Origin of the sequence: Hymenobacter sp. H14-R3, from assembly GCF_030063445.1 — a bacterium.
GTDB lineage: Bacteria > Bacteroidota > Bacteroidia > Cytophagales > Hymenobacteraceae > Hymenobacter.
In genome coordinates this window covers 47,940-56,515 of record NZ_JASITD010000028.1, presented here as the reverse complement: position 1 = coordinate 56,515, position 8,576 = coordinate 47,940, and the positions used below count along the sequence as shown (strand labels likewise).

The following is an 8,576-nucleotide window of genomic DNA, read 5'->3' as shown; positions in this document are numbered from 1 at the left end:
TCTTGCCCCGCTCGGTGGCCTGCCACTCGTAGAATGAGTCGGCCCGCGCCCTCTGCGGGCTAAAGCCTTCTGAACGAACAACTACGCAGCCGTTACCTCGCGTCGCAGGCGGCGCAGGGGCTCTTTCTCACTCTCGTACACCACCTTCACGCCATCGCCAAGGCCAGCCTCGGTATCGCGGATGTCGCGCACCATCTTGGCCATGCCGCCGGGCTCTACGCTGGCGGCGTGGTCGGAACCCCACATGGCGCGGTCGAGGGTGAAGTGGCGCTCCACGAACGTCGCGCCCAGGGCTACGGCCGTTACGGTGGTACCCAGGCCGGTTTCGTGGCCCGAGTAGCCAATGGGCGTGCCGGGAAACTGCGCCTGAAGGGTCGCAATCATGCGCAGGTTCAGCTCCTGGGGCGGGCAGGGGTAGGCCGAGGTGCTGTGCGCAATCAGCAGATTATCAAGGCCCACGTGCTTCACGGCATCCGTGATTTCGCTTTGGGTGCTCATGCCGGTGCTCAGCATGAGGGGGCGGCCGGTGGCGCGCACGCGGTCGAGCAGGGGCTTATCGGTGAGCGAGGCGCTGGCCATTTTGTAGAGCACGGGCTGAAACTGCTCCATAAAATCGACCGAGGGCTCATCCCAGCACGAAGCAAACCAGTCGATGCCGCGCGCCTTGCAATAGTCGTCGATGGCGGTGTATTCTTCCTGGCCAAACTCGGTTTTGCGCTTGTAGTCGATGTAGCTCATGCGGCCCCAGGGGGTGTCGCGCATTTTTTCCCACTGGTCCTTGGGCACGCACAGTTCGGGCGTGCGCTTCTGAAACTTCACGGCATCGCAGCCGGCCGTTACGGCGGCGTCAATCAACTGCTTAGCAATGTTGAGCGAGCCGTTGTGGTTGATACCGATTTCGGCAATGATGTAGCAGGGCTGGCCGGCGCCAATGGCGCGGTCTTTCTTTATTTGAACGACAGACATAACGAGAAAAGAGGTGGGCTTGAAGATAGAGCCAGAAACGAATTGAAAAGCAACCTAACAGCGCCGGCGGCGGACGGTTTGCGCTAGTAGTTAAACGGGACGACGCGAGCCGCCGGATTTTATTTTACCAACCTTGCTTTATTCCGAGCCGCGGTCAGGCACCGGGTCCCCGCCCTGGCAGCTGATAATCAGCTCGGCCAGCTCGCGAAAAGCGCCCTGCCCGCCGTAGGCCAGGCAGCGGTAATCGGCCGCCTCGCGGGCAAACACGGTGGCATCGCCCGGGCAGGCTGCCAGCCCCACGAGGCCCAGAATGGCCACGTCATTGGTATCATCGCCAATAAAGGCCACCTGCTCAGCCGTGAGATTCAGGCGCGTTAGAATCTCGGCCAGCAGCGGGGCCTTATCCTTGATACCCAGGTGCAACTCCGTGATTTTGAGCTTATCAGCGCGCTTCTGCACCGAGGGCGAGCGCTCGCCGGTGACGATGCCCGTTTCGACCCCCACGGCGCGCAGGCGCTCCACGCCCATGCCATCGCGGATGTTGAAGCGCTTGAGCACCTCCCCGCTTTCGCCGTAGTACACGCCGCCGTCGGTGAGCACCCCGTCGCAATCGGTAAGAACGAGTTTGATGCGACGGGCTTTGGCAACGAGGTCGGCGTGCTTCATGTGGAGCTTTAGTGAAATTTTATCCGAAATTAGTACACGGCGCGCAGTAGCAACGTAGCGCGGACTTTCAGTCCGCGAGTGCTGGTAACCGAACAACTCGCGGACTGAAAGTCCGCGCTACCTCCTAAATGGCCGTCCAGCCGCCGTCTACCACCAGGTTGGCCCCCGTCATATAGGCCGAGGCATCGGAGGCCAGAAATACCACCGCGCCCTGGTAATCGGTGGCGGCGGCCATGCGCCCGAGCGGCGTTTTGGCACTATACTGCTGCACGAAGAATTCATCCTGGCTGTTCTCCACGCCGCCCGGCGACAACGTGTTGACGCGCACGCCTTTTGCCCCCCAATACGCTGCCAGGTAGCGGGTAAAATTCACCACTGCCCCCTTGGTAGTGGGGTAAGAAGGTGATTTATAGAAGGTTTGCTCACCGGCCGCGTTGCGGTAGATGCTCTGGTCGGGCCCCACGATGCCGTAGGTGCTGGCCACGTTGATGATGGAGCCACTGCCCTGCTCGGCCATCGGCGTGCCAAACACCTGCGCCGCCAGAAACAGCCCCGTCACGTTCACCTCCAGCACCTGCTTGAAGGTGGCCAGCGGGAAATTCTCAAACTTGCTGAGGTCGGCGGCCAGCGCCGGGTTCTCAAACATGTCGTTGATGGCGGCATTGTTCACCAGCACGTCGATATGGCCGAAGCGCTTGATTATCTCGTCGCGTGCGTCGGCCAGCGACTCGGGCGAGGTCACGTCCACGGCCAGTGGCAGGTGCACCGCGCCGGGCAGGCCGGCGGCCACCTCGCGGGCCTTGTCGAGGCTTAGGTCGGCCACCACCACGTTGGCACCGGCCAGGGCCAGGGCCTCGCAGTGCTTCTGACCGATGAGGCCGCACGCGCCGGTGACGATGGCGGTTTTGTTGGTTAAATCGAAGAGGGTCATGCAGTAGCGCGAAGCTTCCGCTTCGCATATCGCCACAGAGCGGCGAATTATCGTGAGGGTTAACTAATAGGAATGAGCAAGGCCGGGCAGTAGCGCGAAGCTTCCGCTTCGCGTATCGCCGCAGAGCGGCGAATTATCGTGAGGGTTAATTAATAGGAATGAGCAAGGCCGGGCAAACGTGCCCGGCCCCACTTTCGCCGCTTCGCGGCGATACACGAAGCGGAAGCTTCGCGCTACTTCTTCACCGGCGCGGCATTGGTCACCTTGCGGAACACGGCCTCCAGCGGCTCGCCTTCGAGGCGGGTGCTCACGTCGCCCTTCTCAATGGCATCTTTCAGCATGGGCAGCACGGCTTCGTAGGCAGCCAGCGTTTTGGCCACGTCCTCGTCGGTGTGCGAGAAGCTCATGTTGTGGAAACCACCCCACAGGATTCCGCGCTTGAACAGCTCTTGCTGCACGTAGGCCTTTGTTTCTAAGGGGTTGCCGGCGCTGGCGTCGAAGGTGATGATGCTGCGGCAGTCGTAGCCGTAGCACTTGGTGTACTGGCTCAGGCCGAGGTCGGCGGCAATTTTGTTGTAGCCTTCCTTCAGCTTGTTGCCCTGGCTGGCCAGGAATGCGGGCACGTTTTTCTCGCGCATCTCGCTGATGGTGGCGATGGTAGCCGCCAGGCTCAGGGCCTCCCCGCCGAAGGTGGTGAAGAAAAACACGTCCTGCTCAAACAGCTGCATCACGTCCTTGCGGCCGGTGAGCAGCGCGATGGGCATGCCGTTGGCGCAGGCTTTGGAATACACCGCCAGGTCGGGCGTGATGCCGAAATACTCCTGCGCGCCGCCGATGGCGATGCGGAAGCCGGTCCACATCTCGTCAAAAATCAGCAGCGTGCCGTTTTCCTTGCAGAGGCGGGCCACTTTGTGCAGGAAATTATCCTTGGGCGCATCAAAAATGAACGGCTCCAGAATAACGCAGGCCACTTCAGGCGTCAGCATTTCCTTGAACGAGTCGAGGTTATTATACTCGAAGGCGCTCACTAAGTCCTTGCTTTCCTGCGGAATACCCTTGTCGCGGCTCGTGGTACCGATATACCAATCGTGCCAGCCGTGGTAGCCGCAGCACAGCACGTGGGGCCGGCCGGTAAAGGCACGCGACACGCGCACCGCCGCCGAGCACACATCAGCCCCGGTCTTGGAGATGCGGATGCTCTCGGCGTTCGGGATAATCTCGTGAATGAGCTCAGCCACTTCCACTTCCAGCTCGTGCATCATCGAAAACGTGATGCCGTCTCCGAGCTGCGCCCGGATGGCGTCGTCGACGCGCGGGTAAGCGTAGCCCAGCGAAAGCGGGCCAATACCCATCTGGTAATCAATGTATTCGTTGCCGTCAACGTCCCACACGTGCGAGCCCTTGCCGCGCTTCACGTACTTGGGGGCCGCGCCTTTGGTGTACTGGCCCGGGCCCTTGGCCAGGGTCTGGGTCACGGGCGTCATTATTTGCTGGGCCCGGGCGTAGAGCTCGTCGGATTTCTGGAAATTCATAGAAGGGCTTGATTATTCTTTGTAAAAGTAGAACGTCATGCTGAACGCATTGAAGCATTTCGCTCGCATCATTAGGTTAATAACTCAACGATGCGAGCGAGATGCTTCACTGCGTTCAGCATGACGTTCTACCAGACTTAGGCACACTACTCGGCAAATACGTTTTCGACCACCTTGGTTTTCGCGCCGAAGGTGTGCTCCCCATCGCCCAGGCGCTCGCCGATGCGGCGGGCAATATGCTGGCCGGTAAAGCCTTCGTATTCAAGCACTTCGCTCAGCAGGCCCGGCTTGTACCAGCGCTCTTTCAGCGCCAGCGGTAATACTTTAGCAGTCAGCTCATTAGCCAGCAGCAACTCGGCCAGAATGGAGTAGAGGCCGCCGGTCTGGAAGTGGTCCTCCACGGTTACGATGAGGCTGCCGCCGCGCACCACGTTGAGCACAGCCGCCTCGTCGAGGGGCTTGAGACTGCGCAGGTTCAGGAGGCCCACCGAGTAGCCGGCTTCGGTGAGTAAGTCCTTGGCAATCAGCGTTTGCTCAAACAGCATCCCGTAGGTGAGGATGGTTACGTCTTTGCCCTCGGCCACAATTTCGGCCTTGCCCATCTCGAACGGGGCGTGCTGGTAGGTGGCCGGCCGGGTGTTTACGCGCAGGTAGGCGGGGTCGGGCGAGGCCCAGATGGCGGGCAGCATGGCCAGCATATCCTGCTCGTCGGCGGGCGCAAAAACCGTCATGCCCGGAATGCCGCGCATCAGCGACACGTCCTCAATGGCCTGGTGCGTCGGGCCGTTGCCATCCGACAAAAAGCCGGGTACGAAGGCGCTGATTTTCACCGGCAAATGCGGAATACCCACATCCGTCCGGATAAACTCAAAGGCCCTGAGAGTGAGGAAGGTAGCCAGCGCGTGCACCACCGGCACGCGCCCGCGCAGCGCCAGGCCGGCCGCCGCCCCAATCATGGTTTGCTCCGTAATGCCGGTATCAATAAAGCGCGGGCCCAGCGGGCCAGGCAGGTTGCGGATAAGGGCGCGGTTTTCGGCCGTCATCACCAGCAGGCGCTCATCGGCCAGGGCAGTTTCGTGGATAAGCTGTTCGTAACTCATATCGCAGATTTAGACAGATTGCGCTGATTTCGCAGGTTCAGACGGGTCGTTCGGGAATGTATAGGGTGGCATTTTTAGGCAGCGCCGGTTGCAGTCGGTAGAATCTGCGAAATCAGCGTAATCTGTCTAAATCTGCGATTTTAGCGAACGGTGAGCGTTTCGCTGGTGAGCGTGGTAGCTTCCTGGCTGTGCAGCTCCTTCAGCAGCTCCACTACCTCGTCGGCGCTGAAGTTGCAGAACCAGCGGTCGGCGCGGCGCTCGATGCTGGGCAGGCCGCGGCCACGCACCGTGTCGCAGATGATAACCGAGGGCTTGGTGTCGCTGAAGGGCAGGGCAGTGAAGGCGGCTTCCAGGGCCGCGAAATCGTGGCCGTCGATGCGGCGTACTTCGGCGCCAAAGGCCTCAAACTTGGGGGCCAGCGGCTCCAGCGGAATGAGGTCTTCGGTGGCGATGTTGGCCTGGAAGTGGTTGCGGTCCACCACGATGGTGAGGTTGTTCACCTTATGGGCGCTGGCCACCAGCAGGGCTTCCCAGCAAGTGCCCTCGTTGAGCTCGCCGTCGCCGGTTATCACGATAACCTTCTGGTTTTGGCCACGCATGCGCGCATCGAGGGCCACGCCCAGCGCCACGCTCGGCAGGTGGCCCAGCGAGCCCGAGTGAAACTCGACGCCCGGCACGCTGCGGTTGGGGTGCCAGTAGATGGAGTCGTTCGATTTCAGGTGGTTGGCCAGCCGCTCCTTGGGCATGAAGCCCAGCTCGGCAAACGTGCCGTAGAGGGCCGGCACGTCGTGGCCCTTGCTCAGGAACAGGTAGTCGCGCTCGGGGTCGGTGAGGTTGCCGGGGTGCACGTTGAGAAAGTCGGCGTAGAGGTACACCAGCAGGTCGGCGCAGCTCAGCGAGGCCCCGGTGAAGCAGCCGCCATCGGTGCTGAGGCGCACAATGTGCGCGCGCACGCGCAGGGCCAGGGCTTTCAGTTCGTCTTGTTTTTCGGAAGTCATAGTAAACGTCTGAATCGTTGTCATGCTGAGCTTGCCGAAGCATCTCTACCGCGCCTCCCGGATTACTACTCTATTGGCGTAGTAGAGATGCTTCGGCAAGCTCAGCATGACGTTCTTATGGATTTACAATTGCTTGGTATTGACCGCGTCCACGGTTTTGAGCTCGTCGAGGTGGTTACGGTACCAGTTCACGCCGGCCAGGTCGGCATTTAAGGCGTAAATGTCCGGCCTTTGTTTTAATAAAGACAGGATATCATGCAGGCCAAACTGCGGATTGGCCGGGTAGAGCGCCTCGTACACGGCCTTTACAAACTGATAATCAGCCGGGTAGTCAATGGTGAAGCGGTGCGACATGGAATAGTCGAGCCCCGTTTCCCAGGTCACGTTGGCAAGGCGAAAGCGGTCGGGGTTTTCCCAGAAAAACGGCGTGGTGTGCTCGCGCTCCAGCGGGCGGCGGGCGTCGCGCCAGGCCGTTTCGAGGGCCGCAAAAGTCATCACTTCCACATCGTTACCATCGGGGTAAGTGGCGGGGTGCAGGTTGCTCACAAAGTCGTACTGGCCAGCGGTTTGTGTGTAAAAAGCCAGCACCTTATCGATAATGGCGGGGTCGATGAGCGGGCAGTCGCTCGGGATTTTCACCACGGCCTCCCTTTCGCCAAAATGAAGCGCCGCCTGGTAATGGCGGTCAAGCAGGTCGAGCGCACTGCCCCTAAACACCTCCATATCATATTGTTGGCAGAGGTCAGCCAGGGCGTCGTCGCTGGGCTCGTCGGTGGTGATAACGGCCACGCGGCCCGCCAGGCGAGCCTGCTGCACGCGCTCGACCTGCCGCACCAGCAGCGGCCGGCCCACGAGGTCGAGGCTGACTTTGTCGGGGAGGCGCGAGGAGCCGCAGCGGGCCTGAATAAGGGTAAGCATCGACTAAAGTATAAAACGTAACATTATCAGTACAAAACGTAACAGCAGCGGCCTGCGAGTTCCCGCTAGCGTGGTTCGGCCGCCACGGCCACCAGCTGCGGGACAGCGGCCGGTTTATACTGTTTCAGGAAGGCTGGGCCGGGCCCCTCAAACTGACCAAACTGCCGGCAAATGTCGGCAATGCGCTGGGCGCTGGTGCCCCCATTCTGGATGGGCAGCTTGCGCTTGAGGTCGTCCACATCGAAGTACGAGTGCACCGGAATGCCGAGCGCCAGGCCTACGTAAGCTACTGTGCTGTATTGCGTTACCAACTCTACGCAATTGGCAATCATCTCCTCGGTGTTGCCTTCGGTGAAGATGCGCGTGCCGGGCGGGGCGTAGCGCTGCACCTCGGCCGTGGCGCGGGCCATGTTTTCGTTGGGGTGAAACTTGAAAAACATGGGCCGGCCGGCGGCGATGCGCGTGGCGTGGCGAATGAATTTCTTGCGGTTTTCGGGCCGGAAGGTTTCGCGCATGTCGGTGGTGGCCACCAGCACGTAGCCGCGGTGCGGAAAGCTGTTCGTACGCAGCTTCTCGATATCGTCGAAATTGGGAATGCCCGTGACGATAATTTTATCCGCCTCCACCCCAATGTGCTCGAAGTGCCGGGCGTAGCCGGGCGAGGCCACGCAGTACACGTCGCAGCAATTGTTCATGCCATTGAGGGCGGTGCTGATGGTGAGGATGGGAAAATTGGTGAAGCGCTTCACCACCCGCGCCCACAGGTTGAGCGGGTCCGTCATGCCCTCCTGCACAAATACCGACTTGGTTTTTTTGAGCAGCGGCCAGGGCACGATAATATCGGAGCAGCACACCACCAGGTCGTAGTCGTGGCGCAGCTCGCGGTTTTCAAAGTCGCGGCGCAGGTTGTGCTCGGCCACGTAGCGGTCGGCCTTTTCCTTCACAAGCCCTTGTACCACTGTGCCTTCCAGCACGTTATTGCGCAGTAGCCACTCGTAGAAGCCCCGCATCCAGCCATCGTAGTACAGCTGACTGAAGTAGGGTTCGTACTCGTCTTCCAGCAGCTGCGCCACGCGGTGCATCTGGGTGGTCTGGTTGGGCGAGCCGATGAGGTAGAGCGCTTTTTTCACAAGCAAGAAGTAGGTACGCCTACAAAAATACGACGGCGCGCCAATGAGCGGATGCGCGGGCCCGGGCACGCAGCCGGTGGCGGCGGCCCTCACCCTTACACAGCACCTCATTGGCTAGCTATTACTTACCTAATATGCTTGCAGTCAATAATATAAAGGCCTTCCTTGCGCTATCGCCGCCACGGCCACCGTGCTGGCCAGCCGCTCTGCTCAAGTAGGGCGATGCTGGCGAGGCTATTTTATTCATATCGTTGATAATCAATAATTTATACGAACTAATCCTGTATTCGCAGCCTGAGCAGGCACCTCTACTTTGGCAAGTTGCAGCCCGCTGC

General features: G+C 60.4%; 8 protein-coding genes. All 8 read right to left on the bottom strand.

Going from position 1 to position 8,576, the window contains the following annotated elements; translation table 11 throughout:
- Window positions 1-81 precede the first annotated feature (81 nt).
- The gene (locus QMK33_RS19930) at window positions 82-966 is read right to left on the bottom strand and encodes an N-acetylneuraminate synthase family protein (RefSeq protein ID WP_283566382.1); all 885 of its coding nucleotides are present in this window, start codon (window positions 964-966) and stop codon (window positions 82-84) included.
- Window positions 967-1,104: 138 nt separating this feature from the next.
- The gene (locus tag QMK33_RS19925; RefSeq protein ID WP_283566381.1) at window positions 1,105-1,632 is read right to left on the bottom strand and encodes a KdsC family phosphatase; all 528 of its coding nucleotides are present in this window, start codon (window positions 1,630-1,632) and stop codon (window positions 1,105-1,107) included.
- 124 nt (window positions 1,633-1,756) lie between these two features.
- Window positions 1,757-2,563, bottom strand: coding sequence for an SDR family oxidoreductase (locus QMK33_RS19920; RefSeq protein WP_283566380.1), 807 nt, complete (start codon window positions 2,561-2,563; stop codon window positions 1,757-1,759).
- A 233-nt stretch (window positions 2,564-2,796) separates the two neighbouring features.
- Window positions 2,797-4,095 carry an aminotransferase class III-fold pyridoxal phosphate-dependent enzyme gene (locus QMK33_RS19915; protein ID WP_283566379.1) on the bottom strand — a complete coding sequence of 433 codons (1,299 nt, stop codon included), beginning with the start codon at window positions 4,093-4,095 and terminating at the stop codon, window positions 2,797-2,799.
- A gap of 146 nt (window positions 4,096-4,241) precedes the next feature.
- Complete coding sequence (locus QMK33_RS19910) at window positions 4,242-5,195, bottom strand: transketolase family protein (protein WP_283566378.1); 954 nt, start codon at window positions 5,193-5,195, stop codon at window positions 4,242-4,244.
- Between the two features lie 140 nt (window positions 5,196-5,335).
- Window positions 5,336-6,193, bottom strand: coding sequence for a transketolase (locus tag QMK33_RS19905; protein ID WP_283566377.1), 858 nt, complete (start codon window positions 6,191-6,193; stop codon window positions 5,336-5,338).
- A gap of 123 nt (window positions 6,194-6,316) precedes the next feature.
- Window positions 6,317-7,111, bottom strand: a complete 795-nt coding sequence (locus tag QMK33_RS19900; RefSeq protein ID WP_283566376.1) for a cytidylyltransferase domain-containing protein — start codon at window positions 7,109-7,111, stop codon at window positions 6,317-6,319.
- A gap of 65 nt (window positions 7,112-7,176) precedes the next feature.
- On the bottom strand, window positions 7,177-8,241 hold the full coding sequence (locus QMK33_RS19895) for a CDP-glycerol glycerophosphotransferase family protein (protein ID WP_283566375.1): 1,065 nt from the start codon (window positions 8,239-8,241) through the stop codon (window positions 7,177-7,179).
- Window positions 8,242-8,576: the final 335 nt, after the last annotated feature.

Coding starts and splice junctions, on each gene's coding strand:
- QMK33_RS19915 (WP_283566379.1), bottom strand. CDS start 4,095: ATGAATTTCCAGAAATCCGACGAGCTCTACGCCCGGGCCCAGCAAATA.
- QMK33_RS19905 (WP_283566377.1), bottom strand. CDS start 6,193: ATGACTTCCGAAAAACAAGACGAACTGAAAGCCCTGGCCCTGCGCGTG.
- QMK33_RS19925 (WP_283566381.1), bottom strand. CDS start 1,632: ATGAAGCACGCCGACCTCGTTGCCAAAGCCCGTCGCATCAAACTCGTT.
- QMK33_RS19920 (WP_283566380.1), bottom strand. CDS start 2,563: ATGACCCTCTTCGATTTAACCAACAAAACCGCCATCGTCACCGGCGCG.
- QMK33_RS19900 (WP_283566376.1), bottom strand. CDS start 7,111: ATGCTTACCCTTATTCAGGCCCGCTGCGGCTCCTCGCGCCTCCCCGAC.
- QMK33_RS19910 (WP_283566378.1), bottom strand. CDS start 5,195: ATGAGTTACGAACAGCTTATCCACGAAACTGCCCTGGCCGATGAGCGC.
- QMK33_RS19930 (WP_283566382.1), bottom strand. CDS start 966: ATGTCTGTCGTTCAAATAAAGAAAGACCGCGCCATTGGCGCCGGCCAG.